At 42.1% G+C, this 25516-nt stretch carries 31 protein-coding genes; 1 reads left to right on the top strand and 30 read right to left on the bottom strand.

Annotated features, from left to right (window positions below; translation table 11 throughout):
- Nucleotides 1-25: 25 nt before the first annotated feature.
- The 8 genes from panD to Q7P97_RS04590 all read right to left on the bottom strand — a co-directional run bounded on the left by panD (nucleotide 26) and on the right by Q7P97_RS04590 (nucleotide 6799).
- Nucleotides 26-409, bottom strand: a complete 384-nt coding sequence (panD, locus tag Q7P97_RS04625) for an aspartate 1-decarboxylase (RefSeq protein ID WP_085428825.1) — start codon at nucleotides 407-409, stop codon at nucleotides 26-28.
- 1 nt (nucleotide 410) lies between these two features.
- On the bottom strand, nucleotides 411-1283 hold the full coding sequence (gene panC, locus Q7P97_RS04620) for a pantoate--beta-alanine ligase (RefSeq protein WP_369684315.1): 873 nt from the start codon (nucleotides 1281-1283) through the stop codon (nucleotides 411-413).
- Entirely contained in the window at nucleotides 1280-2119 is an 840-nt protein-coding gene (panB, locus tag Q7P97_RS04615; RefSeq protein ID WP_303967204.1) for a 3-methyl-2-oxobutanoate hydroxymethyltransferase, read from the bottom strand. The genes panC and panB overlap by 4 nt, the downstream gene beginning before the upstream one ends.
- A 246-nt stretch (nucleotides 2120-2365) precedes the next feature.
- Nucleotides 2366-3349 (bottom strand): biotin--[acetyl-CoA-carboxylase] ligase, encoded by a 984-nt coding sequence (locus Q7P97_RS04610; RefSeq protein ID WP_303967201.1) that lies wholly within the window; start codon nucleotides 3347-3349, stop codon nucleotides 2366-2368.
- A complete protein-coding gene (locus Q7P97_RS04605; protein ID WP_303967198.1) occupies nucleotides 3327-4508 on the bottom strand; it encodes a CCA tRNA nucleotidyltransferase in 1182 nt (393 codons plus the stop codon). The genes Q7P97_RS04610 and Q7P97_RS04605 overlap by 23 nt, the downstream gene beginning before the upstream one ends.
- Entirely contained in the window at nucleotides 4505-5644 is a 1140-nt protein-coding gene (bshA, locus tag Q7P97_RS04600; RefSeq protein WP_303967196.1) for an N-acetyl-alpha-D-glucosaminyl L-malate synthase BshA, read from the bottom strand. The genes Q7P97_RS04605 and bshA overlap by 4 nt, the downstream gene beginning before the upstream one ends.
- 25 nt (nucleotides 5645-5669) lie before the next feature.
- Entirely contained in the window at nucleotides 5670-6470 is an 801-nt protein-coding gene (gene dapB / locus Q7P97_RS04595) for a 4-hydroxy-tetrahydrodipicolinate reductase (protein WP_303967193.1), read from the bottom strand.
- Nucleotides 6467-6799, bottom strand: a complete 333-nt coding sequence (locus tag Q7P97_RS04590) for a nucleotide pyrophosphohydrolase (RefSeq protein ID WP_085429116.1) — start codon at nucleotides 6797-6799, stop codon at nucleotides 6467-6469. Before Q7P97_RS04590 ends, dapB begins: the two co-directional genes overlap by 4 nt.
- Nucleotides 6800-6980: 181 nt before the next feature.
- On the opposite strand from Q7P97_RS04590, the gene Q7P97_RS04585 reads away from it, so the two are divergent.
- A complete protein-coding gene (locus Q7P97_RS04585) occupies nucleotides 6981-7853 on the top strand; it encodes a YitT family protein (protein ID WP_303967189.1) in 873 nt (290 codons plus the stop codon).
- 41 nt (nucleotides 7854-7894) lie between these two features.
- Here the strand turns inward: Q7P97_RS04585 and Q7P97_RS04580 are convergent, their stop codons facing one another.
- The 22 genes from Q7P97_RS04580 to Q7P97_RS04475 form a co-directional block, all read right to left on the bottom strand.
- Complete coding sequence (locus Q7P97_RS04580; RefSeq protein ID WP_303967293.1) at nucleotides 7895-8569, bottom strand: zinc metallopeptidase; 675 nt, start codon at nucleotides 8567-8569, stop codon at nucleotides 7895-7897.
- Nucleotides 8570-8635: 66 nt separating this feature from the next.
- Nucleotides 8636-9247: a lipoprotein heptaprenylglyceryl N-acetyltransferase LhaT gene (gene lhaT / locus Q7P97_RS04575; RefSeq protein ID WP_303967290.1), complete on the bottom strand. Its 612-nt coding sequence runs from the start codon at nucleotides 9245-9247 to the stop codon at nucleotides 8636-8638.
- A 92-nt stretch (nucleotides 9248-9339) separates the two neighbouring features.
- Nucleotides 9340-10107: a menaquinol-cytochrome c reductase cytochrome b/c subunit gene (locus tag Q7P97_RS04570; protein WP_303967187.1), complete on the bottom strand. Its 768-nt coding sequence runs from the start codon at nucleotides 10105-10107 to the stop codon at nucleotides 9340-9342.
- A gap of 51 nt (nucleotides 10108-10158) precedes the next feature.
- Nucleotides 10159-10833, bottom strand: a complete 675-nt coding sequence (gene qcrB / locus Q7P97_RS04565; RefSeq protein WP_081244540.1) for a menaquinol-cytochrome c reductase cytochrome b subunit — start codon at nucleotides 10831-10833, stop codon at nucleotides 10159-10161.
- Nucleotides 10834-10855: 22 nt separating this feature from the next.
- Nucleotides 10856-11359: a QcrA and Rieske domain-containing protein gene (locus Q7P97_RS04560; RefSeq protein ID WP_303967287.1), complete on the bottom strand. Its 504-nt coding sequence runs from the start codon at nucleotides 11357-11359 to the stop codon at nucleotides 10856-10858.
- Between the two features lie 391 nt (nucleotides 11360-11750).
- Complete coding sequence (locus Q7P97_RS04555) at nucleotides 11751-12206, bottom strand: DUF2487 family protein (protein ID WP_303967177.1); 456 nt, start codon at nucleotides 12204-12206, stop codon at nucleotides 11751-11753.
- Between the two features lie 79 nt (nucleotides 12207-12285).
- On the bottom strand, nucleotides 12286-12846 hold the full coding sequence (locus Q7P97_RS04550; protein WP_303967173.1) for a ReoY family proteolytic degradation factor: 561 nt from the start codon (nucleotides 12844-12846) through the stop codon (nucleotides 12286-12288).
- A 1-nt stretch (nucleotide 12847) separates the two neighbouring features.
- Complete coding sequence (locus tag Q7P97_RS04545) at nucleotides 12848-14110, bottom strand: tetratricopeptide repeat protein (protein WP_303967170.1); 1263 nt, start codon at nucleotides 14108-14110, stop codon at nucleotides 12848-12850.
- 27 nt (nucleotides 14111-14137) lie between these two features.
- A complete protein-coding gene (gene aroA, locus Q7P97_RS04540; RefSeq protein WP_303967168.1) occupies nucleotides 14138-15433 on the bottom strand; it encodes a 3-phosphoshikimate 1-carboxyvinyltransferase in 1296 nt (431 codons plus the stop codon).
- Between the two features lie 15 nt (nucleotides 15434-15448).
- Nucleotides 15449-16561 carry a prephenate dehydrogenase gene (locus Q7P97_RS04535; RefSeq protein ID WP_303967167.1) on the bottom strand — a complete coding sequence of 371 codons (1113 nt, stop codon included), beginning with the start codon at nucleotides 16559-16561 and terminating at the stop codon, nucleotides 15449-15451.
- Nucleotides 16562-16576: 15 nt separating this feature from the next.
- Nucleotides 16577-17665 (bottom strand): histidinol-phosphate transaminase, encoded by a 1089-nt coding sequence (gene hisC, locus Q7P97_RS04530; protein WP_303967164.1) that lies wholly within the window; start codon nucleotides 17663-17665, stop codon nucleotides 16577-16579.
- A 29-nt stretch (nucleotides 17666-17694) separates the two neighbouring features.
- Nucleotides 17695-18060, bottom strand: a complete 366-nt coding sequence (aroH, locus tag Q7P97_RS04525) for a chorismate mutase (RefSeq protein ID WP_303967161.1) — start codon at nucleotides 18058-18060, stop codon at nucleotides 17695-17697.
- The gene (gene aroB, locus Q7P97_RS04520) at nucleotides 18057-19163 is read right to left on the bottom strand and encodes a 3-dehydroquinate synthase (protein WP_303967158.1); all 1107 of its coding nucleotides are present in this window, start codon (nucleotides 19161-19163) and stop codon (nucleotides 18057-18059) included. The genes aroH and aroB overlap by 4 nt, the downstream gene beginning before the upstream one ends.
- 1 nt (nucleotide 19164) lies before the next feature.
- Nucleotides 19165-20346 (bottom strand): chorismate synthase, encoded by a 1182-nt coding sequence (aroC, locus tag Q7P97_RS04515; protein ID WP_085428807.1) that lies wholly within the window; start codon nucleotides 20344-20346, stop codon nucleotides 19165-19167.
- Between the two features lie 23 nt (nucleotides 20347-20369).
- A complete protein-coding gene (locus Q7P97_RS04510) occupies nucleotides 20370-21143 on the bottom strand; it encodes a CheR family methyltransferase (protein WP_303967156.1) in 774 nt (257 codons plus the stop codon).
- Between the two features lie 114 nt (nucleotides 21144-21257).
- Complete coding sequence (ndk, locus tag Q7P97_RS04505) at nucleotides 21258-21704, bottom strand: nucleoside-diphosphate kinase (protein ID WP_085428805.1); 447 nt, start codon at nucleotides 21702-21704, stop codon at nucleotides 21258-21260.
- Between the two features lie 90 nt (nucleotides 21705-21794).
- Complete coding sequence (locus Q7P97_RS04500; protein ID WP_085429114.1) at nucleotides 21795-22769, bottom strand: polyprenyl synthetase family protein; 975 nt, start codon at nucleotides 22767-22769, stop codon at nucleotides 21795-21797.
- A 26-nt stretch (nucleotides 22770-22795) separates the two neighbouring features.
- Nucleotides 22796-23491, bottom strand: coding sequence for a demethylmenaquinone methyltransferase (locus tag Q7P97_RS04495; protein ID WP_303967152.1), 696 nt, complete (start codon nucleotides 23489-23491; stop codon nucleotides 22796-22798).
- An 18-nt stretch (nucleotides 23492-23509) separates the two neighbouring features.
- The gene (locus Q7P97_RS04490) at nucleotides 23510-24241 is read right to left on the bottom strand and encodes a heptaprenyl diphosphate synthase component 1 (RefSeq protein ID WP_303967150.1); all 732 of its coding nucleotides are present in this window, start codon (nucleotides 24239-24241) and stop codon (nucleotides 23510-23512) included.
- A gap of 30 nt (nucleotides 24242-24271) precedes the next feature.
- Nucleotides 24272-24493 (bottom strand): trp RNA-binding attenuation protein MtrB, encoded by a 222-nt coding sequence (gene mtrB, locus Q7P97_RS04485; RefSeq protein ID WP_085428802.1) that lies wholly within the window; start codon nucleotides 24491-24493, stop codon nucleotides 24272-24274.
- Between the two features lie 65 nt (nucleotides 24494-24558).
- Entirely contained in the window at nucleotides 24559-25128 is a 570-nt protein-coding gene (folE, locus tag Q7P97_RS04480; protein ID WP_303967146.1) for a GTP cyclohydrolase I FolE, read from the bottom strand.
- A 178-nt stretch (nucleotides 25129-25306) separates the two neighbouring features.
- On the bottom strand, nucleotides 25307-25516 hold a 210-nt coding region (locus Q7P97_RS04475; protein ID WP_303967143.1), incomplete at its 5' end, for an HU family DNA-binding protein.

Here is a 25516-nt window from a genome sequence, read left to right as displayed (position 1 = left end):
CTCTCAAATGGGGGTTTAGTACTCTTTAAAATATAGCGACGCCAGGCTTTTCCGTAATAACTTCTTTCACACGATTGTTCTCATCCATAATCAACACAGTCGGTCGATGCGTGCGTGCTTCTTCCTCCGACACATACACGTAGGATAAGATGATGACGATGTCTCCTGGCTGCACAAGACGCGCAGCAGCCCCGTTCACACAAATCACACCGCTACCTGGCTCTCCTTCGATAATATACGTTTCAAAGCGGGCACCGTTATTATTATTGACGATCTGCACTTTTTCATTTGGCAACATACCCGCTGCTTCTAATAAAGCTCCGTCAATTGTAATGCTGCCTACGTAATTCAAGTCAGCTTCTGTAACAGTAGCGCGATGCAATTTTCCATTCATCATCATTCTAAACATTCTACTCATCCTTTATACTTGACATAATAATATTATCTATCAATCTTGCAGAAGTAAACTGCACCGCTGCGGCCATGATCACTTCTGCCGCGTCATTGATATTTTCATCCAATGATGGATAGGCCAGTACTTCGACATAATCAATCGTTCCTGACGTTTCTTCTTCAATTGTTCTGCGCACGATCTTCGCTACCTCTTGCACTGGAATGCCTTCATAATAACTGCGTCTTCCCAAGCTCAGTGCACGATAAATCGCGCTCGCTTCATTTCTTTCATGTTCAAGTAATCGAACATTACGGGAACTTTTCGCAAGACCATCTTCTTCACGCACAGTAGGTACACGAGTAATCGACGTACGTAAGTTGAAATCACGTACGAATGTTTCAATAATCGCAAGTTGCTGTGCATCTTTCATACCAAAATAGGATTCATCCGGATCAACAATATTGAATAATTTTAATAACACTTTCAATACACCATCGAAATGCCCTGGTCTAGAAGCACCACATAGCCGAGATGCCTGTTCGCCTGGCAAAATACTGATTCCGCTTTTACGAGGATACATTTCTTCTGCAGATGGAATGAATAGATAATCCACTCCTGCAGTGGATGCAAGTTCCGCGTCATGCTGTTCATCCCGTGGATAGGCATCATAATCTTCACCGGGTCCGAACTGTGCAGGATTCACGAAAATACTCATCACCACGATGTCGTGATCTCTCCGCGCTTCCTTCACTAATGCCATATGCCCTTCATGAAGGAAACCCATTGTCGGTACGAAACCTACTGTGCGTCCTTCCCGTTGTCTTGGATTAAGAATATTTTTCAGTTCAGCGATTGAACGAACTATTTGCATAGTAGCACTGGCATTCATAGTGTCTTCCCCCCGTACAACGCATCCAGTTCTTCTTCCTTCATTGTGAAGCGGTGACTCTCAGAAGGGAATGAACCGTTTTTTACTGCTGAGTTATATAACTTCATGGCACCTTCGATGTCTTTACCAACTTCCGCATAACTTTCAACAAACTTTGGTAATTTATGATTGCCGTAGCGAACCATGTCATGAAAAACAAGTACTTGTCCATCTGTTTCAGCGCCTGCACCAATTCCGATGATAGGAATGGATACGGCCATAGAGACTTCTTTCGCTAATTGGAAAGGAATGCACTCGAGCACAATCATGAATGCTCCTGCTGCTTCACAAGCTTTAGCATCATCAATCAGCTGTTTAGCTGCCGCTGCTGTTTTACCTTGTACTTTATATCCACCCGTGACTCCAGCAGACTGCGGAAGCAATCCTAAATGTGCACATACTGGCATACCCGCTGTCGTCAACAACTTGATTTTATCGATGACCGCACCACTGCCTTCTACTTTAAGTGCATTCGCAGAAGTTTCCTGGAATAACCGTAAAGCATTCTGTAAGGTTGTGTCAGCTGAACCATGATACGTACCAAACGGCATATCTACGATGACGAATGTATCTTTTGCACCTCGGCGAACTGCTTTGCCGTGATGGGACATCTCGTCAAGCGTCACATGTGATGTCGAATCATAACCTAGTACGACCATCCCCAATGAATCTCCTACAAGAAGTACATCAATCCCCGCTTGTTCTGCAATTTGTGCTGTCGGATAATCATACGCTGTCAGCATACTGATTTTCTCACCGTTTGCTTTCATTTTCGAAAAATCTGTTGTCGATTTCACTGTTAATCTTCTCCTTTACGTCTGATTTCAGCAGGCGTTTGGTAGGCAAAAAAACCAAAAATAAAACCCTACTGATCCAAATTTGGACAGAAGGGTTGCGTAAGCATTTGATCAAGCTTCCTCCGTCCCTGTCTATAAAGATCAAGGCAGATTTCTTATATAATTCATTTGCCAAGCAGGTGCAGCTCCATAATTGATACCGCCCTATGCGTATACTATATCAAAACAGTCAGATTCTGTATAGTTTTAATTCTTGATCTCGATATCTGCAGAATAAATTCCGCGAATCGTTCCGTCAGCAAGTTGTAGTTCTAGCATGCCTTCATGTGAAATACCAAGTGCAATTCCTTCAACTGTTTCATGGACCATGCTCGCTTTGATTTTCTTGCCTGTAATGGCGGCATAACTTTCCCATAAAATTTTAATTGGAGCAAATCCTTTTTCGACATATAAGTCCGTATATTGCTCGAGGTACTTTAGGATGGCCGCCACTAATTGTGCTCGGTCAATCATTTCCCCTTTTTCGATACGTAATGATGTAGCAATCGTCTGTAATTCTTCAGGGAAATCGGATGGCTGTTGATTTGCGTTGATGCCCATTCCCAAAATAACCGCTTTGACACGATCGGGATCTGACTGAAGCTCCGTCAAAATACCTGTAACTTTTTTACCGTTGATCAAAATATCATTTGGCCACTTGATAACAGGTTGAATATCTGCCACTTCTTCAATTGCACGAACAATAGCTACTGCCGCTACCAGTGTCAATTGAGGAGCATACTGCGGTGCCAGTTCGGGACGAATAATCAAACTCATCCAAATGCCTCGATTTGCTTTTGACGTCCATGGTCTGGCCAAACGTCCTTTACCAGCCGTCTGTTCTTCAGAAATAATCAACGTGCCATCTTCCGCTCCATTTTGTGCGTCTTCATGTGCAATCGTCTGCGTAGTAGGGACTGTTGTAAAATATTTAATGGTCCTTCCGTAGCGTTCTGTCGTTAAATACTCCGTGATGTTTCCTTGGTTGACCAAATCTGGGGCTTCAATTAAGTAATAGCCCTTCTTTCGTTGCGACCCAATTTCATAGCCTTCTTCTTCAAGCTCTTTGATATATTTCCAAATAGCTGTGCGTGAGAGACCGAATTCATCGGCAATATCTTGACCCGATATAGGTTCACCTTGCGCTGCAAATAATCGTTTTAATAATTCACTTTTCACGGGTGATTTCATTTATAAACCAGTCCTTTATCGCCTGTGCGTCATTTTCAATTCGTCCGAAGACAATTGCTCGTTCGATTTTCTTGATCCAATCGCTCGTCCATTTTCCACCACTTTTGTCTGACCACTTCAACAAGTCGTTTCCAGTGAAAGCGAGATCTGTACGACTTCTAATCGGTAATTGCTCTTTATATTGTTCAATTTGCTTTGTAGTTAATTCATTCTGTTCATGATTCACGTGATACACTTTTTCTACAACTTCTAAAACATCGGTTGAATAGCTATAGAATTCCCATGGACCCAATACATGATGTACTCGGAGCGCAAATGCCTCCTCAAATTGTTTCAAGAAGCGTTTTTCCTCGTTCGACAATTTGAACTGTCTTGAGAGATTTGCGGCATCCGTGTCCGTTACTGCAAGCATTGCTGCGAAGCCATGACGCGCGTGAAGAAACGGTGTGTAGCGATCCAGTGTATCAAATGCCGCAAGTAACTCCGGAAAAAGTTCGGGTAAGCCAATTTGACGTCCGTAATGAAATGCACGGGAAGGATTCTTCCCTAGAAACAGTTTATCCATTTCGGTTTTGATGCGTTCAATTGCGACATGCCGTAATGAAGGAGCTAGGTTTTTCATCGAATGCAATGTTTCTGATTCAATTTCAAAATCCAAGACAGAGGAAAAACGCAAAGCGCGGAAAATACGCAGTGGGTCTTCCCGAAAGCGTTCTTCAGGGTTTCCCACGGAACGAATGATCTTTTGTTTCAAATCCTTCAGCCCATTAAATAAATCTATGAGTTCACCATCCACTGTCATCGCAAGCGCATTGATCGTAAAGTCACGTCGTTGTAAATCCTCTTTCAATGAATTCACATAGATTTCAGGATGACACTGGTCGCTGTATGTAGATTCAGTACGGTACGTCGTCACTTCAATCGGCTCACCGTGCATCAGCACCAGAATCGTACCGTGTTCAATGCCGATATCGATAGTATGCCTAAACACTTCTTTAACTTGATGTGGTGTAGCAGACGTTGCAATATCGATATCGAGCGGCTTTTTACCGAGTTCAGCATCACGTACTGCACCGCCGACAAAGACCGCTTCGTAGCCTGCCGTAGTTAATTCAATAATGACTTGCCGGCTTGCTGCAGAACCAAATGTAGACGTCATTTTATCGCCGCCACTTCATAATATAATTCCTCATATTGTTCTACAATGGAATCAGAACTGAATTCTTCTTGCACTGTTTGAATCGCATGTTTCTTCATTTGTTGATATAAAGCTGAATCGCTCAGCAACTGTGTGACCCGATCTGCAACAGCTTGTACATCGCCTAGTTGCACTAAGAATCCGTTGACACCATCCTGAACAACCTCCGGGATTCCGCCTATTGCATTAGCTACGGCAGGCACACCGCATGCAAAAGCTTCGAGTAAGACGAGACCGAATGCTTCTTTCTCGGAAAGTAACAACATCACATCACTGATTGATAATAATTCAGGTAGATCATCCCGTTTCCCTAAGAACAGAATATCGTTCTGCAATCCAATACTTTCTACATACTCTTCCAAATCAAACTTTTCAGGACCTTCACCAACTAATAGCAATTTTGCTTTATGTTGCTTATCAATTAAACGGAAGCTTTCGATAATATCGGGAATACGCTTCACTTTACGGAAATTAGATATATGGATCAATACTTTTTCATCTTCTGTAATACCTAGTTCTTCACGCAGATGCGCTACTTCACGTGGATAATACTTTTCCTCATCGATAAAGTTATAAATCGTTCGTATTTCCGTCTTCGGTTGTAGCAACTCAATCGTTTCATTGCGTAATGACCGTGAAACAGCTGTTACACGGTCCGATTTATTAATACCATACGACAATGTATTTCGTAATGCAGGGTCGTGGCCGAGAATCGTCACATCGGTACCATGTAGGGTCGTTATAATACCGATAGAGGATTCTGCCATATCTTTTGCCAGAATAGCAGAGATCGCGTGTGGCACCGCATAGTGAACGTGGAGCAAATCCAGCTGTTCCGATTCGATGACTTGCGCAATACGGTTCGCAAGGGCAATGTCGTAAGGAGGGTACTTGAATACCGCATATCCTTCGATCGTCACTTCATGAAACTGGATATTTGGATGAACATCTAAAAAGCGAAAAGGTTTACTCGATGTAATATAATGCATCTCATGACCTTTACTCGCCATTTTCAGTCCTAATTCCGTTGCCACTACGCCTGATCCTCCGAGCGAAGGATAACAAATGACCCCTACTTTTAATTTTCTATGTTGCATACATTAACCGCCTCACCGCAAAAGTTTAATCTATAATTTTTTCAAGCCCGTATACGAATCGTGGTGTAGAAACGGATTCACGAATCGCCAGTAATATCCCTGGCATAAAGGACTTACGATCGAATGAGTCATGACGGATTTTGAGTAACTCTCCTTCACCGCCAAGGAGCACTTCTTGATGTGCAAGCAATCCTGGTAACCGAATGCTGTGAATCTTCATTCCTTCTACGTCTGCACCGCGTGCCCCTTTTAGCGTTTCTTGTTCTTCAGGATGACCTTGAATATGAGCTGCACGGACTTCACGAATCATTTCTGCAGTTTTAACAGCAGTTCCTGACGGTGCATCGAGTTTCCGATCATGGTGCATTTCAAGTATTTCAACGTCTCCCAAGTAACGTGCAGCTTGTTGAGCAAATTTCATCATTAACACAGCGCCTATTGAGAAGTTCGGTGCGATAATACAGCTCTTTTGCTGTTCATTGGAAAGGTTCTCCAAGTCCTTTAGCATTTCAGCAGTTAATCCTGATGTTCCGATCACGACATCCATACCTAGAGATAATGCTTCGCTTGCGTTAGCGAATACCGCATCAGGATCCGTCACATCGAGTAATACATCTGGATGGTGTGCCGCATGTAACGCTGCAAGAGATGTATAAATTGGAATCCCGTCTTTCGTATCTGTTACTGAGCCATTATGTAAATATTCTCCATCGTGTTTATAATCTAGCGCCGCTACGATTTCAATGTCTGCTGCTTCCGTACCTGCGACTACCGCAGTTCCACCCATTCTTCCACGTGCACCTGCTATCGCTAATTTAATCGTCATTCCATTTCCTCCTTTTTAGTCCAGCGGTCTTTATCTCTTGTGTTGAATTTTGTCAGGACGGTCTCAAGTGCTGTAGATAAATCGATTTGCTGTGAGTTGGCGAAACAGATAAGGACGAATAATAGATCGCCTGTCTCTTCCTCCAAAGTCCGCACAGCTTCAGTAGATTTTTTCTTCTTCATACCATAGCGATCTTGTACTTCCCGTGATAATTCCCCTAACTCTTCTGTCAATCGCGCGATGAGTTCCATAGGAGGAAAATATCCTTCTTTAAAGCCTGTTATGTATGTGTCAACTTCCTGTTGCAGTTGTTCCATCGTTTTAGTCATCGCAATCAACTCCCCTTCCTATCGTATGCATTCTTCTGGCTATTGTCAAAATATAATATTTAGCACATACTATGTATAATGCACGAATTGTGACATGAAAATACGTGCGTTGAATGGACAAGCTATCTAGAAACAAAAGCTTGATGACATCAAGAGTGCATCTATCAAAGGAGTGTTGTATTTGTTCGCTGGAATTCGTGTACGCAATATCTTATTAATTTTCTTGGGTGCAGCATTATTTAGTTTCGGACTCGTAAACTTTACGATCCAACATGAATTGGCGGAAGGCGGATTCACGGGAATTACGTTGATCTTACTGTTCGCCTTCAATTGGGATCCCGCATTGATGAACTTGTTGCTGAATATTCCCATGTTCATTATAGGATGGAAAATGCTTGGTAGACGCTCCTTCATTTATACCGTCATTGGTACAGTAGCCGTCTCCGTATTCATTAAATTGTTTATGAAATATGAAGTGAATATCCATATGGAAGGCGATCTGTTCTTAGTTTCATTATTTGCGGGAGTTTTCATCGGTGTTGGGCTCGGTATTATATTTAGAAGCGGTGGTACGACAGGCGGCTCGGATATCATAGCAAGGCTTGCACATAAGAAATTCGGCATTACAATGGGCAAGACGATGTTCACATTTGATGCGGCCATTATCTTATTGTCATGGGCTGTGTATTTAGACTATCGTTCGATGATGTACACATTGGTTGCGTTATTCGTTGGTGCGCGAGTCATTGATTTCGTTCAAGAAGGTGCATATTCCGCAAGAGGTGCTTTCATCGTAACGAACTTCCCCGATGAAATTGCTAGTAAAATCGCGGATTCAATGGAACGCGGCGTGACTGTGTTCAAAGGATACGGACATTTTTCAAAGGAAGATCGTGAAATACTCTATTGTGTAGTCGGTAAAAATGAAATGATTCGATTGAAGAATTTAATCGTCTCCGTCGATCCTGAAGCGTTTGTCTCCATGATGGAAGTACATGATGTCATGGGTGAAGGTTTCACACTGGATGAACAAAAACGGCCAATTGCTGATTAAAAAAATCCTTCTGCATTTAGCAGAAGGATTTTCGCTATTTATTAGTCGCGATTTGTAAAGATTAAGATCAAACGCACTAGCTCAAGTACAGCTACTGCAGTTGCGGCAACATATGTCATCGCGGCTGCACTCAATACTTTTTTCGCCTGTGGTTCTTCATCGTTACGGATGATACCTAGTTGAACAATTTGATCCATCGCACGTGATGATGCGTTAAACTCTACTGGCAATGTGACAATTTGGAATAGTACCCCAACCGCCATCAACAGAATCCCGATACCTAGCAAAGAATTCATGCTTGAGAAGATAATTCCGATCATGATGAATACCCAAGATGCGTTAGAAGTTATACTTGCGACTGGCGCCAATCTGTGGCGGAAACGCAAGAAAGAGTAAGCCTCTTTGTCTTGAATAGCGTGACCAACTTCGTGCGCAGCTACTGCTGTGCCAGCTACAGATGCTTCATGATAATTACTTGTGGACAATGCCACAATCTTTGTCAATGGATTATAGTGATCCGTTAAGAATCCTTGGCTTTCTACTACTTTCACATCATGTAAACCATTTTGATCCAATATAAGCCTTGCTACTTGAGCACCGGTCATTCCGGAAGTAGAACGGATCTTCGAATACTTTTTATATGTGCTTTTCACTTTAAATTGCGCGTAAATAGGTAGCAATAAAATGACGGCAAAGTAAATCCAGAACACGTCAATCTCTCCCCTTTCTCTTTCTCTCTATCCTACATTTTATAATGTTTGCTTGGTTACTGCAACTATTAGCTACACTTTCAAAGCCCGTGCTTTCAATCTTGATCTATAATCCCATATTGCAATTACAATACAAGCGATCGATAACCAAAATGTGAAATAACCGATTTGGGGACTGAATTGCGTCAGGTCATGGTAAATAGGCATTTGCCCAAACACATAATCAATTACATCGTTATGAAGTGTCCAAATTGTGGCAATGGCAATATGCCACCCAGTGAACCTATATTTCGGTAAATACAGAATGCCTTGCAAAGCCATTGCAAAGTGCGAACCAATTAGCATCCAACCAACCCAGCCAATAGAACCCGTTACAACAAGTGTCAGCAAGTTCATAGCCACTGCCCATAATCCGTATTTGACTAGTGTAATGAGTGCAAGAGCTTCCATCAGTTTGAAGTTTCGGTTGAGTAGCCAGCCGATGATAGCGAAACAAAAGAATAATGTAGCAGTCGGACTATCCGGTACGAAAACCCAAAACTTTGGTTCAGTAATTTCCAGTTGCCACATATACCAATCATATCCATACACGGACCCTACTATATTAATAAAGAGAAGAATCCATAAGAATGATTTATGTGAAAGAATCATCCAAATTTGTGCCCATAGCATTCGCAAAAACATCACCTCTTCCATTGAATTATCCTACTTCTATGTATAATTTGGTTACGTATAAATAGATAGAAAAAAAGAGCCAGTTTCCTGACTCTTTTTTCTTACTTCGTTTCTAGCTCAGATATAAATTCAGCAAGTACTTGAAGATCTTCATCTGAACCTTCCCATGTACCAGCAGGCATTGAACCTCGGCCATCATGAGCGATTTCGATGATTTCTTCAGGTGTCATACCTGTGTTAGTTAACGGTAAGCCCAATCCACCTTGGAAAGAGTCACCGTGACAGCCAATACAGGAAGAGCCCTGATAGATCTCATACCCTTCTGCTGTTTCATCAAATTCTACTTCATCAACGATTGCACCTTGAACTTTTGCTGCTTCCCAGTCGTGGTTTTCAACTGATTCCCAAGTCAAGTAGAAGATCGCCAAGAATGAAAGAATCATGAATCCAGTTGGTAATGGACGCTTAAATGGACGTCTTTCCTTTGTAGTATCCATGAAAGGAACTAGCATTAAAGCCATAACAGCCAATCCTGGAATTACGATTGCGCCGATCACGTTATAAGGACCGGAAGCAAATTCATATTTCAATAATTGATACATGAATAGGAAATACCAGTCTGGAACCGGTATATACATTGTATCCGTCGGGTCCGCTTGACGCTCAAGCGGTGACGGATGTGCAAGTGTGACGATTAGATAGCCGATTAAGAAAATCGATCCAACCATCCACTCTTTCAATAGAAAGTTTGGCCAGAATGCTTCGGTTTTACCCGGATATTCTGAGTAGTCTTTTGGTGTATTCGCCATCTTGCCTGAAGCTTTGATACGCGAATCACCAACAAATTTCATCCCTTTTCCGCGGTGCATGTTATTCCCTCCTTCTTAAATTTCAGATGACCCTAACCAAAAAACTGGTTCTTATAGTGGTCCGGAAATACCTTGTCTTCTGATCATGATAAAGTGTGCTGCGAGCAACCCAAGCAAAGCAGCTGGTAGGAAAAATACATGAATCGCGAAGAATCTTGTTAACGTCTGTGCACCTAAAATCGTGGAATCACCCGCGAGAAGAATTTTAATCTGTTCTCCGATGAAAGGTACTGACGCGGCAATCTCAATCCCAACTTTTGTTGCAAATAAAGCTTTCATATCCCAAGGCAATAGATATCCTGTGAATCCAAGACCTAGCATAACGACGAAGATTAACACTCCGACGATCCAGTTCAATTCACGAGGTTTCTTATAAGACCCTGTAAAGAATACACGCAAAGTATGTAGGAACATCATTACGATAACTAACGAAGCTCCCCAGTGGTGCATCCCTCGCACAAGTTCACCGAATGCAACATCATTTTGAAGGTAGAAAACTGATTTCCAAGCGTTTTCAATATCCGGTGTGTAATACATTGTCAGGAACATACCAGACAAGATTTGGATAACCGTTACGAAAAACGTCAAACCTCCGAAACAATAGATGAATGCAGAAAAATGATGTGCAGGGTTTACGTGCTCAGGTACTTCGTGGTCAGCGATATCTCGCCAAATTGGTGTGATATCTAACCGTTCATCCACCCAATCATAAATTTTATTTAACACTGCGGTCGTACCCCCTTACCCTTTAGACTAATGTGTTCGGTATTGTTGCACCAAGATAGACAAATCCGTCGATGATTTCTACTTCAAACTCATCAAGCGGTCCAAGCGGTGGTGTTCCTGGAATGTTATCACCATTTTTTTTGTAACGTCCAGCGTGACATGGGCAGAAAAATTCGTTTTTATGCTCGTCGCCTTCCCAGTTTACTGTACACCCTAAGTGTTTACAGACTGGAGAAAGTGCTATGACTTTGTCGCCTTCTTTGTAGACCCAAGCCGTGTTAGATTCGTCAGAAGTATACCATGCATCTTGTCGATCTTTGATTGTATAGTCTACACGAACTGGTACTTCTGAAAGATCGGCTTCTTTTTGCGGTGTTGGAATCATGTCGGAACCGCCAGCGCTAGCCAGAACGGGATCAATTGCGAAACGAATCATCGGCATCAGCATTGCAGAGGCCATGAACCCACCAGTTCCCATTAATGTATAACTTAGGAACGTGCGTCTTGACACTTTATTGCTCATCAGTAATTTCCCTCCTCTTACTCCAAAGTCAGTCCCACGGACATTCTTTTGCTAATTGTAATACTAGGACATATCTATGATATATCAATATGAAACTAAATTCAATAATGCTTTTAGTAGGTGCTTAAGTTTGTGGACAAATATTAAGATTTGGTGACAAACCGACATAGTTCTTTAATTACGTACAAAATAATGCTTGCATCCTCTTGATAGCGGTATTTCTGCGTGATTACTTTGTGTCAAATAGCGTGGCCTTTGGACTTATGTTTAATACGTATACAGAGTAAAGTTTAACATAGTTCAATTTCCAAATCGATTACCACTTCAGCTTCAATCGACTGTAAGAAACATCTCCCAAAAGCTCAGCAATCATTCACTAATCACAATCAGCTTCTCACTGCACGTTCCAACTCTCCATGAAGTGTGTCAGAACTTGCCGTAGTTGGTCTTCCATGATGGTCTGACGTAGATGGTCATCCATTGTCTCCAGTGGGATAGACGGCAGCCAGACAATCTTACCCTCCACTGTGACGCTTGTCCACTTTGGATCCGTCGTGAGATAGAAAACATGCGTAAAGGAAGACTTCTGCAAGTCCTCTGACAGCGTATCTGCCATTTGCTGCAAGTCTGTCGACTGTGTATAGGACACAGGCGGCATGAACATCATACGCCCCTTGAACTGCTTCTCGATGAACATGGAAAGATTCATCAAGAATTCGGAAGAGGAAGCGCTGTTTTTCATAGTTTCAGGTCGCGTATCTATGGCAATCAAAGGCACAACGATTGTATCAATATATTCTTTCTGATTTATGTAGGTATCTACATCTTTCGGAACCCAGTTCATTGTCATTCCTCCTTACATTACTTAGTAAAGTTTAGCGCATATGTTCCCTCAACGCAAACCAATGATTCCACCGCGAAGGGTGAAATCATAGGTGAATGTCTTTATCTTTTTTCATTTCATTCAGCATAGCCGTTAAGCTGATGAATAGCTCACGGTCGCCTTTGTCTAGCGCTTCGTCGATTTTCTTCAGCAACATTTCATTCGTCGTCAATGTGAAGCTCTCTTCGAGAAGTTTTTCCGCTATTTGCTGGTCCTTCTTTTTCTTCAAGAGATCTTCAGGCAAATAAGGATTCTCTTCTGCCACACTCGCATACTCCGGACACTTATTGCTGTTTTTGAAATTCAGCTGGATGAACATATCTTCATCTGGATGCAGCCTAAGGTCGTGAAATGATTTTTCTGCGTCAGCTGTCATCAAACTCCCCTTGTAGAAACGGAAGGGAATACTATCCACTTCTGTCGTGGAAATAATCATAGCCCGCGGACAGTGATGAGCTTCATCTGTGAAGTGAACATTAGTCAATAAATGTTCGTTGCTGAGAAGATAATTTAAAATCCATACACATTCCCGTCGCTTTAATCGATAGCGCTTTAAAAACCACCTTAAAAATTCTTTCTTGGCAGCTACAGGAACCATGGCATTCATCTTACCCCTCCTCTTCAGATTGCGCGATATATGCTGTCCATTCTTCTTCATGCGGTGCAATTCTAACTAGCTGCTGGATAATCGGCAATGCTTCATCGCGTTTGCCTTCCTCTAGCAAGAATCGTGCATATTGATCTAAGAAAGCAGCATCTTCGTTCATCCCATCATATGCTTTCAAATACATTTCATTCGCTTTTTTATAATCTTCCTTACGCTCGTAGGCATATGCAAGAAAAGCATCGAGTAAAGGTATCTCCAATTGATCTGCTTCTGCGTATAGTAGCAATTCAATTAATGCCTCGTCTTCTTCCTGATTTTCGTAGACTGCAGCAAGCGTTACGAGTGCATCGATATATTCCGGATCCAGTACGAGTGCTTCTTTCAAATGTATTTCTGCTTGTTCGGGCATTTGCAGTTTTAAAGCAGATTTACCTGCAGCGAGTTGTAATTCTTTATCAAATTCATCACGCTCAATACCTTTTTTGAACATCTCATACGCTTTATCATCTTCATTTTGCTGGGCATAACTTTGACCTGCTAGCATATATGCCGAGAAATAATCTGGATCCATTTCAATTAATTGCTCGAGACGTGTTACGGCTTCAGAATAGCGTGCAGTTTGGTAGTAAGCCAAAGCCAATCCGAATAATTCTTCAGGATTTGATGCATTCTCAAGTAATTCCTCATAGAAAGGAATGGCTTCTTCATACGCAGCACCTGCGCTATAGGCTTCCGCAAGACGTGAAGACAGACGTACGCCCGCAACCTCGTCAGATGACTCGTGAAGCTTCTGATAAATCCTAACCGATTCACTGTATCTTCCTGAGTCCAATAGAAGCTCCGCTTGCGCTAGCTGGATTACCGGTTCATGAGGAGCCAGTTCTGCAGCTTCCCGTACTTTAGCTAATGCTGTTTCAGCAAGGCCGAGCATTTGATAATAATCCGCCTGCGCGAGCAACGCTTGAACATACTCTTCCTCGTCTGGTGAGATATCCGTTAGCAATAATAGCGCTTCATCCTCTTCACCTAGTTCAAGCAAAGCAGCAGCTCGATCTATTTTCAGCTGCGCTTCATCCGGGAATACTACTAGTAGTTCTGAGAATATCCCGTCTGCTTGTCCGACAAATCCATATTCGACTAACCTATTCGCGACATCATATAGGGCATCATATTCATTCGCCGCTTGCAGTTTCTGTATTTTATCCTGTAGAGCATCTAAATCTCCGTCGAGTAAAATTTGCTCCAACTCCTGCAGTACATTCATTTCTTCACCTGAGCTTTCTATTCTACTTTATTGATTCACTAGCTCCGATAGATCTTCGAAAAAGTGAGGGTAGGAAATAGCAATACAAGATGGATTATCGATTTGAACAGGACTAGACGTGATCAATCCTGCAACGGCTGCCATCATTCCGAGACGGTGGTCACCGTATGATTGCAGTGTAGCTCCCGTTAAAGGTGTCGGTCCTTGTATAATCATCCCATCCGGCGTGGTCTCGATATTCGCTCCGAGTTTCCGTAATTCTGTAGCAACTGCTTCAATACGGTCCGTCTCTTTAACACGAAGTTCTTCCGCGTCTTTGATCACGGTCTTTCCTTCCGCTTGTGTTGCCAACAATGCAAGTACGGGAAGTTCATCGATCAGTCTTGGAATCAATTCGCCACCAATTTCCGTCCCTCGCAGTTTAGAATGTCGGATACGCACAGTACCGTAGCGCTCACCTGTAAACCCTTGTTCATCCGATAGTTCGATCTGTACACCCATCGATTCCAGTACGTCTAGTATACCTGTCCGAGTAGGGTTCAATCCAACTTTTAGAAACGAAACATCACTATTTTCCACTAATGCTGTTGCTACCATGAAAAATGCCGCGGATGAAATATCCCCTGGCACTACAACATCAGTCCCTGTCAGTTGCTGTCCACCTTCTATACGAATCACTTTATCTTGTTGTTCAAGCTCCGCACCAAATTGGACTAGCATACGCTCTGTATGATCACGAGAGACAGCAATTTCAGTAACAGAAGTCGTGCCCTGCGCTTGAAGACCAGCCAGTAAAATGGCAGACTTCACTTGCGCACTGGCAACAGGCATTAAATAGTCGATGGCTTGCAACGTTTTTCCAGTGATAGTCAGAGGTAAATAATCCGCCTTACCTTCACTCGTAATAGTAGCACCCATTTGTTCTAAAGGATCTGTTACACGCTTCATCGGTCGCTTCGACAAATATTGATCTCCACACATTTCAGAAGTAACCGAAGATCCTGATAAAATACCTAACATTAAACGGGCAGTCGTTCCCGAGTTGCCTGCATCCAATGCATTCGCAGGCGTCTGCCAATTCGCGATGCCAGGACTTTCAACAGTGACATCTGTTCCGTTACGAGTAATCTTCACACCAAGCTGTTTGAACATTTCAATCGTACTCAGACAATCTTCACCATCCAAAAATCCACTGATAGTCGTTTTGCCTTTTGCGATTGACCCCAACATTACGGCACGGTGGGAAATAGATTTATCTCCAGGTACTTGCAAAGTGCCACGGAGGACCGGTTTTTCAAATGAAACGGTTTGTTGTTCTGACATTGCGCTCTCCCCCTCTTAAAGTACGTGCATGGAATAATCCGTTTCTGACGTCAACACTTGACGAGCTCGCTTACGTTCAGAAGCTGATTGAAAGCTAATAACCAAAATACCGTACACATCTGTACGTGTTTCGACGATACGTATATTGGTCAAACTAATATTCGAATCCGCTAGAATTTTAGTAATTTCGGAAATAACACCAGGATGATCCGGTACGTCGATGTGCAAATCAAATGTCATATAAAGTGCCCCTTGCGTTGCACCTTGACTTGTGGAAGGCAATTGATCGCGGTACGTTTTCGCCTGTGCGAAGAAATCAAAAATATGCTCTGGATTATTCTCTTCCAGCATATCGCGGATCGAATTCATCTCATGCAGCCAACCATCCACTTGTGACAATAACTCTTCTCTATTTTGAATAGTAATATCTCGCCACATGACAGGATCTGCCGAAGCGATTCGTGTTAAATCTCTGAAACCACCTGCAGCCAATTTTTTTACGAAGGGTTGACCTTCTTCTTGTGCAGCTAAACGACCGACTAATGAAGAGGCAACAATATGCGGGAAGTGGCTAATAATTGCTGTCATACGATCATGCTCTTCTGCTTGTAATACAATTAATTTCGCTTTAGTTGAAGATAGCAAATTTTCTATATGCATGATTTGTTCTTCAGTTGTTGTTTCATTAGGGGTGAGAATATAATACGCATTCTCAAAGAGATGCTCCATCGCAGCAGACACACCGCTTTTATGAGAACCCGCCATCGGATGACCGCCAATGAAGGTAATCCCTTTTTTCTGCAATACTTTAGCTGCATCCATAATAGGTTTTTTCGTACTGCCTGTATCACTGACAATTGCATGTTCTTTAAAGTCCCACTCTACCGCTTCTTCAAAAAGAGCCACTGTCGTGTTCACAGGCGTCGCAAAAACAACAAAGTCAGCCTGTTCACAAGCTGATTTTGCGGAAGGTGCAACCGTATCGATGATTCCTCTTCGAAATGCTTCATCAGCAGTAGCGTACGAACGGTCAAAACCTATAATATGAACTTCTGGATTTCGCTTTAATGCTAGACCAAGGGATCCACCGATCAACCCGAGTCCAATAATACTTACAGTCGTTTTCATTGTCATCTATCCTTACTAGTTAGTTAATAATTGATCAAATGCTTTGAATAAACCTGTATTTTGCTCATGCGTTCCAATTGTCACGCGAACAAATCCTGGTACGCCCAGCAGATTTCCGCTGCGGACAATATATCCGTTTTGTAATAACACTTCGCATGCTTCATCTGCATCTCCAGGCACAGCGATTAATACAAAATTAGTAGCCGAAGGATAGATTGCTAATGAATGCTGTTTTGCATAATCCGCATAACGTTTTCGTTCTTCCTCATTGTGAGTCACGCAATGTTGAAGAAACTCCTGATCTTCAAGCGCAACCTCCGCTACCGCAAGCGCCAATGAGCTGTTGTTGAAAGGATTTCGTACTTTATTGAGTTCTGATACTACATCCGCGTTCGTCACACCGTACCCAATGCGGAAACTTGCTAGTCCATATGCTTTAGAGAAAGTACGAAGAATAATTAAGTTATCGTAGTCATGAATCCACTTCATTGCGTCTTCCTGTGAAGAATCCGTAACAAATTCAAAGTATGCTTCATCGAGAACTATAAGAGCTGTCTTAGGCGCTCGATCCAAGAATTTTTTCACCGCTGTACTCGACAAAAGATTTCCTGTCGGGTTATTCGGGTTACAAATCCATATGACTGCTGTTTCTTCATCCGCCACTTTTAAAAAGCCTTCTAGATCGTGGTCACCATTTTCAAGCATGGCCACTTCACGAATTTCAGCTCCTTCAATTTTTGCATTATGTGCATATTGAGGAAATGTTATGGAAGCCATCACTGTATTCGTACCCGGTTGCAGTAAGGCACGTGAAATGATAGTAACAATTTCATCTGAACCGTTTCCGAAAAGAATTTCATTCGATTCAACTTGATGGAATTCTGCTAGCTTTCCACGTAAACCTGCTGTGTATACATCTGGGTATATTTCAAATTGGGCTGCTTTTGAACGTAAATACTCTGCGACTTTCGGTGATGAACCATAAGGGTTTTCATTTGAAGCGAGCTTATTTACTTCTTGCAAGCCGTATGTATGTTTTACATCTTCTAGTGAACGGCCTGGGGTATAAGGTTTCATCGTACGTAAAATTGGTTTCCACTTCATGGGATGGCTCCTCCTTTACTTTCGTTGATTTATTTTTGTAGATCAGGTCGTAATTGAACTGCCTTATTTTGATAGATATGTTGTATTTCATTTTGTTTTTTTGATGTATTTACATTCATCATGACACGTATACACATAGGCATAGAGCCTGGTACATCGATCTCATGTGTGCACATAACCGGCACATACGTCCAGCCTTCAATCGAGCGGATTGCTTTTGCTGGGAATGCTGCTTTGACATCCACTGTCGTTGAAACAATAACCGAACCAATATCTTCGGGTTTAAATTGATTCGCCTCTGCCATTTCGAGTACAAGAGATTCTGTCGCTTGTAACACTTCTTGCGCGTTATCAGTTTCCACAGTTGTGGCGCCTCTAATTCCTCTTACACTCATACGATTCCCTCGCTTTCCAATTTCTCTTTGAATTCTATAAATGCTTTCTGACACTCTTCTGCACTAATTTCCTTCACAAACGGTTCACCAATTTTTTGCAATAACACAAAATTCATCTTGCCAAATGAAGCTTTTTTATCCTTTTGCATATAGGATAATAACTCTTCGAAACTATAAGAGAATACGGGCTTAAATGTATAACCGTTACGGTTAGCAAAGTGAAGATAACGATTCGTAAATCCTTCAGGAATATCACCATATTTTTCACTTAGCAAGAAAGCATATCCCATACCGATCATGACACATTCTCCATGACTGAGAGCGCCGAATCCTGATGCCGCTTCTACTGCATGACCAAATGTATGACCGAAATTCAAAAACTTACGGGTAGAACCTTCAAACTCGTCTTCTCCTACAATGTCGGCTTTCACTTGGATACCTTGTAATAATTCTTTTTCAAGCCACTCGATGGATGGAGTAGAGAACCCCTTCTTTTCCAATAATTGCTCTGTCCACTGCGCATCCGAAATAAAGGCGTGTTTGACTAATTCTGCTAGTCCTGAACGCATTTCTGAAGCCGGCAACGTGTTAAATACATCGGTATCAAATAACACCGCTGAAGGCTGATGGAATGAACCGACCATGTTCTTCCCTTCAGGCATATTGATGGCTGTCTTACCACCGACTGCACTATCATGCGCAAGAACAGTTGTAGGGCATTGAATGAAACGAATTCCACGCATAAACGTAGCTGCGACAAATCCTGTCAGATCTCCGCATGCTCCACCGCCGAAAGCGATGAGAAGTGAATTACGCGTAAACCCTTCAGTCAGTAAGAAAGACTGACACTCTACGTAAACCTCTGGCATTTTACACTTCTCGCCGCCAGGCACAATTTTCACCGATACCTCACGACCGGAACGTAATAGAGCTTGTTGTAATAAAGGAAGATGCAACTCCGCAACATGCGCATCGGCAATAATACCAATTTTATCTGTTGAACTAAGTAACTCTGCATATTCAGTCGAAAATAAATCATATGTTTTCGAACCTATATAGACATCATATCGGTGATCGCGGACGGAAACCGTTAACTTATCCATCTTAAAACTCCTTTACATATTGTCTATATTGCTCAATATCCTTCTGTAGGCCGTCCATTGTATCCGAACGGAATTCCTCCATGATAGCTTTTGCCATTTCAGTTGCGATGACATGCTCAGCTACAACGGATGCGGCAGGAACCGCACAAGGATCAGATCGCTCAATTGTCGCAACAAATGCTTCTTTCGTATCGATATCTACGCTTTCGAGTGGTTTATAAAGCGTCGGAATAGGTTTCATTACGCCGCGAACTACGATTGGCATACCTGTCGTCATTCCACCTTCAAGTCCACCTAAACGATTGGATTTACGGTAATAGCCTTGATCTGCATTCCATGCAATTTCATCGTGCACTTCACTGCCTGGCATTTTCGCCATATCAAATCCAAGACCTACTTCCACACCTTTAAATGCGTTGATGCTCATCATAGCCCCAGCAAGTTTGCCGTCCATTTTACGATCAAATTGTACATAACTACCGATTCCTGGAGGGCATCCTTCGATGATCACTTCCACTACGCCACCCAGTGTATCGCCGCGTTTTTTAATAGCATCTATCGCTTCTGTCATTTTGGCTGACGCATCTTGATCCGCACAGTACACTGCATCTTCTTCTACGATGGCACGAAGTTCTTCTATGGATAAGTCTGCATAAGCAGCAGGATTTGTTTGAACGCCACCAATTTCTGTTACATGCGCTACAGTTTCGATACCGAGTTGACGCAAGAATTGCTTCGCAACTGCTCCGATTGCTACACGCATCGTTGTCTCACGTGCCGACGAACGTTCAAGGACATTTCGCAAATCACGGTGACCATATTTCATGCCACCTACAAGATCCGCGTGCCCTGGACGTGGACGAGTGATCTGACGCTTCACATCTTCGGGATTCATATCTTCAGGAAGTGGTTCTACACCCATAATACCAGTCCAATGCTTCCAATCATCGTTGACAACCGTCAGCGTGACCGGTGAGCCTATCGTTTTACCATGGCGTACACCTGAAGAGATTTCCACAAGGTCCTTCTCTATTTGCATTCTACGACCTCTACCGTGTCCACCTTGTCTTCTCTTTAATTCTTTATTGATCATTTCAGCCGTTAGTTCCATCTGTGCAGGTAATCCTTCAATGATGGCTGTAAGTTTCGGGCCGTGTGATTCTCCAGCTGTTATAAAGCGCATATTCGATTCCTCCGTAACGTGGATTATTGTTTTTTTCTATAAAAAAATGTATCTACTGATTCAAAGTTGTATTTTTCAGGATTGAAGATCTGTTCTGTACTTCCAACGAACAGAATCCCCCCTGGCTTTAATGCTTTGGAGAAGTTGGAATAGATTTGGTCTTTCGCTTCTTCCGTGAAATAGATCATCACATTACGGCATACGATCAAGTCATAGTTTGTATCATAGCGATCTTCAAGCAAGTTTTGTTGTTTAAACGTAACTGTTTTCTTAATATCATCTACCACTTGATAAGATGCGCCTTCTTTTATGAAATATTTATCAATGATTGGTTTGGGGACTTCTTTTAACGCACGTTCATTGTACAAGCCTACTTTCGCACGATTCAATACGCCCATATCCAGATCCGTTGCGTAGATGGAGATATCACGCAATGGAACATGTGAGGATAGGACCATCGCAAGTGAATAAGGCTCTTCTCCCGTAGAACAAGCGGCACTCCAAATTTTCAAGCGTTTATTTTTCTCTAATAATTGCGGGAAAATCTTCTTCTCTAAGACATTCCAACGAACAGCGTTGCGGTAAAATTCTGACACATTAATCGTCATTCGGTCAAGGAATTCTTCCAACAAGTCTTTGTCTATTTGAATAGCTTGAGAGTAATCTTTAAAATTACGGAAGCCTTTTTTTTCATATAAAGAAGTGAGTCTTCTCTTCATTTGAGCTTCTTTATATAAAGATAAATCGATCCCGGTCTTCTTCTTTACGCCTTGAATTAATATCGAATAATCAGACATCTCATGACCCCCTGTTGCCTTTTCTTTCTATGTACGTTCTCATTATAGCGGAAAAAGTATATCGTATGTATAAGAAAAACAGCCACGCGAAATTCGCTCGGCTGTTTTTGGCAATTAGTTAATCCAGTTGTTCACTGTTTTGTCATAAGTCACAAGCTCTTCTTCTTTAAAGAACAAGTTGATCTCGCGGCTTGCTGACTCAGTTGAGTCTGAACCATGAATGATATTCTTGCCTACTGTTACAGCGAAATCTCCGCGGATAGTTCCTGGAGCTGATTCTTTCGGATTTGTAGCACCCGTCATTAAGCGTGAAGTAGAGATTACGTTCTCGCCTTCCCATACCATTGCGAAAACTGGTCCAGAAGTGATGAATTCTACAAGCTCTCCGAAGAATGGACGTTCTTTGTGCTCTCCGTAATGCTGTTCAGCAAGTTCTTGAGAAATGTTCATTAATTTCCCGCCAACCAATTGGAATCCTTTACTTTCGAAACGACCAACGATTTCACCAATTAGGTTACGTTGTACGCCGTCAGGCTTTACCATTAAAAATGTTCTTTCCATCTCTAAAACACTCCTTCAATCATGTATAGGGAATATCCCTTTTAAATCGTAACATTGACGCCTTTTTCTTTCAACTATTAACAAACATCGTCAATATTTTCGTTGCCCGATGAAATCAGCGATTTGAATCAATGCTTTCTTCGATTTGCTATTTGGTAGACTTTCCAATTCCTTCAACGCTTTGATCAAATACAAATCACTCACATGCTGTGCTTTGTCGATCGCACCACTTTGTCGAATATAACGAAGCATCGCTTGTCTATCTGACTCTTCCATCTCTCCAGTAAACGCACGTTCCATAAAGGGCTTGAATTGTTCATCATCTTTTATGTATAAAACCGGCAAAGTAATATGACCATTCAATAAATCGCTTCCCGCTGGTTTTCCAAGCTCCGCATCTGTAGAAGTAATGTCCAGGATATCATCAATAATTTGAAATGCCATCCCTGTGAAATAGCCATAACGCTTCAATTTCCGAACAGTTTCTGCATCTGCATCCGAACTTAATGCGCCAAGTTCGCAGCTTGAAGAAAGCAATAAAGCCGTCTTACGCTTAATACGCTTTAAATAATCACGTAATCCTTGATCAGTTTGTTGCTGGAAATCAATTTGAATGATTTCCCCTTTGCATATCTCAAGCATTGTCTCTGCTAAAATTTGATGGACAGAAGCTTTTTCGATATTGCCTATAGATGTCAGCGCACGTGAAAAGATGAAATCGCCTGCATACATCGCTACCCTGTTGTTCCACTTCGCTTTAACAGTTTCTAATCCGCGCCGCATATCCGAATCATCGATTACATCATCATGGACAAGAGACGCCATGTGAATTAATTCTAGTGATACAGCGACCTTTGCAGCATTTTCCATCGAATAGTTTCCAGATTGCGCAGCCAAAATTACAAAAATCGGCCGAATCCTTTTTCCGCCCGCTTTCAATAAATGCAAAGAAGCTTGACGAACAATGGGAGAAGAAGATTGCACGGAACGCTCAAGTTCTTTTTCAATATAGGACATGTCTTTGCGGAAATCCGTATAAAGCGACATCAACTTAATTTTTTCCAAACCCATTACCTTCTCCCGTGTACTCATTATTTATAACCGATATGGCCCGCAGCCGCACCGCCACTGTAAGACTTATAAGAAACCTCTTGATATCCTGCATCGACAAAAAGTTGCGCCAACTCTTTCATGCCTGGGAAATCATTTGCAGATTCTTGTAGCCAAGAATATTCTTTATAGCTCTTCGCGAAGAGTTTACCGAATAACGGCATGATATATTTGAAATAGAAACGGAAGCCTTGACGATAGACAGGTATTTTGGGTTGAGATGTTTCCAAACATACTGCCATACCACCCGGTTTTAAAACACGTCGCATTTCTTTTAATACAGTTAAGTAATCCGGAACATTTCGTAGACCAAAACCTATAGTCACATAATCGAATGAATGATCCGGGAAAGGAAGAGACATGGCATTACCTTGAATCAACGTTAGATTCGGATAAGGTGCTACTTTATCTCTGCCGGAATCCAGCATGTTCGCACTGAAGTCCAACCCAACAATTTCACCAGTAGGTCCAGCCGCCTCAGCCAATGCTACGGTCCAGTCTGCTGTACCGCAACAAACGTCAAGTGCTCTCGCCCCTGGCTGTACATTCATGCGCGCCATGATATCATTTCGCCACTTAATATGTTGATTGAAACTGATCACGGAATTCATTTTATCATAGTCTGTCGAAATTTTTTCAAAGACGTTATGAACTTTTTCTTCTTTTGAGACCGCCACAGTTCGTCCCTTCTTTCTTCACTTCAGTTTACTTTCTGGTTCGTTCGTCATTTTTTGCAACGCTTCCACTAATTCAGTATGTAAATAAAAACTGTTTTCTAATCTATCTTTCAGCTGTTGCTGCAATTGATCGATCCAGTCTTGTGTATCGCTTGTATTTGGCACTAAATGCGGAAATTTCATCCGATTTAAATCATGCTGTCTACTGTCAAGCAACCATAGGAATGGAACAAGCGTCTCGATGATGTGTGTGTACCGTGTAAAGCCAAATGTGTCGAAGAATTCTACAATACATGCGCTTTCCACTTCAGTAATCAACTGTAATCGCTCTTCGAGTGTGGTTGGCGGAGTTTGTAACAATGTCGTCTTGCATTCATTGACTCTACCGATTGCTGCAGACAAGGAACGAATGAGATGGAAATTCGGAATCGATGCCAATAGCTTGTAATGGATACCACTGAAGTGATCACCGGCGAGAACCATCAATTGCTGTTCTTTGGATGATGCATCTGCGATATCAATTTGGTCATGGACGTCAAATGCTGTATGGATGGCACCAATCGCTAAAGCTGCGGTCTGCATCTCGTCCGTCCACTGCTCTCCATTGAGCAAAGGCAATAGGAGCAACGCTGCTTTTCGCCTGTCAATCGATGCACGCCCTGCATCTCGTTCGACCACTGGCTGGTAAATAGCGCGTCGCAAATCATGTATATAATTGTCGACTTGGTCAGTGAATCCTTTTGTCTCCATCAGTAAGCTCCATTCCCGTAAAATATACGGTCATTCTTTTTCTTCGCTTGAAACTACGCCATGAGCTGTATGAATTTCAGCTTCTCCCCGAATCTTTATAGCGGATGTATGCTCGGTAAACTGCGCGATCATGACTTCTCCTCTATCTAATTTTTCGGTATGGTGAAACTTTGTGTCATTGCCTCTAGTGAGTCCAATGACATTCACGCCATCTTTTTTTGCTTTGATAATTAGATAATCCGGTTGTGTCATTTTCGCATCTCCAGTCTATATATAATTCTAATGATAGCATATACAGCAAGCGCTCGGCAAAGACCTTAGTTTGTTCTAATAAGAGATAAAATTTCAGCCCGTTTGACATCATCGTGTTCATAGATTCCTCTAGCGACTGTCGTAATAGTTTTCGCTCCAGGCTTCTTGATTCCTCTCATTGTCATGCACATATGTTCCGCTTCAATAATGATATAGACACCATGCGGATTCAGTTTTTCCATCATAGCATCTGCCACGCTCGACGTTATGCGTTCTTGCAATTGCGGACGACGTGCTGCTGTTTCAACCGCTCTAGCCAATTTACTTAAGCCAGCGACCACTCCATTACGTGGAATATATGCTACATGGGCTACACCGAAAAATGGCACTAAGTGATGCTCACACATAGAATAAAATGGTATATCTTTCACTAATACGACTTCATCATGATTTTCATGAAATACCGTATCAAAATAATCTCTTGGATCTTTAGTTAGACCTTCAAAAACTTCTTGGTACATTTTCGCTACACGTTTCGGCGTTTCAACTAATCCTTCACGAGCCGGATCTTCACCGATCGCTTCCAAGATCATCGTAACTGCCTGCTCTAATTTATTTACATCTTGCTCTTTCATAACAGCATGTCCTCCTTGTAGGAACAAAACCTATTTCACCAAAATACTAGCACATTCCAATCATTCCGTATAGTGACTTGTACTTCCTTATGTATTCCATTAAAAAAATGGAAAGGAGTCCATCCATGGCCATCTGATTGACAGATTTGCTGGACGGACTCCTATGTAAAATCTCGAATTATTTTACTGCGTCTTTTAGTGCTTTACCTGCTTTGAAAGCTGGAACTTTACTTGCAGCGATTTCGATTTCTTCACCTGATTGTGGGTTACGTCCTTTACGTGCAGCACGTTCGCGCACTTCAAAGTTTCCGAAACCAATCAATTGAACTTTATCACCGTTAGCAAGAGTTGATTGAATTGTATCGAATACAGCTTCAACAGCTTTAGT

The organism is Sporosarcina ureae (assembly GCF_029267015.1).
In the GTDB taxonomy this organism is placed as follows: Bacteria; Bacillota; Bacilli; order Bacillales_A; family Planococcaceae; genus Sporosarcina; species Sporosarcina ureae_D.
This window is presented reverse-complemented; position numbering and strand designations above follow the sequence as displayed.